This is a genomic window from Neisseria sp. P0021.S007, assembly GCF_051956855.1.
Map to the genome: position 1 here is coordinate 1 of NZ_JBQCXA010000532.1, position 688 is coordinate 688.

The window sequence follows — 688 nt, forward strand, 5'->3', positions numbered from 1 at the left end:
CGACTCCCCGCTTCCCCTTGTGTGGCAGCGCAGCTACTATTCCGACCAAATAGGCAATGGCTGGTTGGGGCAGGGTTGGTCGCTGCCGTTCTCCATGCGTCTTGTCCGGACTGCCGACGGTTTCCTTTATATTGATGAGCAGGGCAGGGAAATTCCGTTGCCGGATATCAGCGACGAAGCGGACGAGCCTTATTCCGCAGCCGACGACGATGAAGACGATTTATATGAAGAAGAAGCCGCACCAAGACCTGCTTCCGCCGAAGAAAACCCCTACGGTCTGGATGACGCCTATTTCGATCCTTACGAACAAATTTTCTTTTCACAGATTTCAGACGACCTCTATCAAATCGCCTCCCCCGACGGCGGCGCACGGCTGCTGTTTGCCGAAGTCGATTCCGGCTGCGGCATTTACCAACTGGTCGCCCAACTCGACCGAAACGGTCGCCATATCCGCCTCTGCTATGACGACAACGGACTGCCGCACAGCATTTACGACGGCAGCGGCCGACACTTCCAACCCGTATTCTCCTCCATCCGTCTGAACGACAACGATCCCGACTTTGATCCGGCCGGGGAACGGGACGTCTTCGTTTCCGAAGACGAGCGTTTCTACGTCAACCGCCTCACCTCCGTCACCTTCAACGGCAAGGAACTGGTGCGCTACGACTACGACGGCTACGGCGATTTG

1 protein-coding gene is annotated in these 688 nt (G+C 56.7%); it reads left to right on the plus strand.

Annotated features, from left to right (window positions below):
* Positions 1-688, plus strand: a 688-nt coding sequence (locus tag ACTHUR_RS14440) for a DUF6531 domain-containing protein (protein ID WP_440399262.1), incomplete at both ends; no start/stop codon positions are given.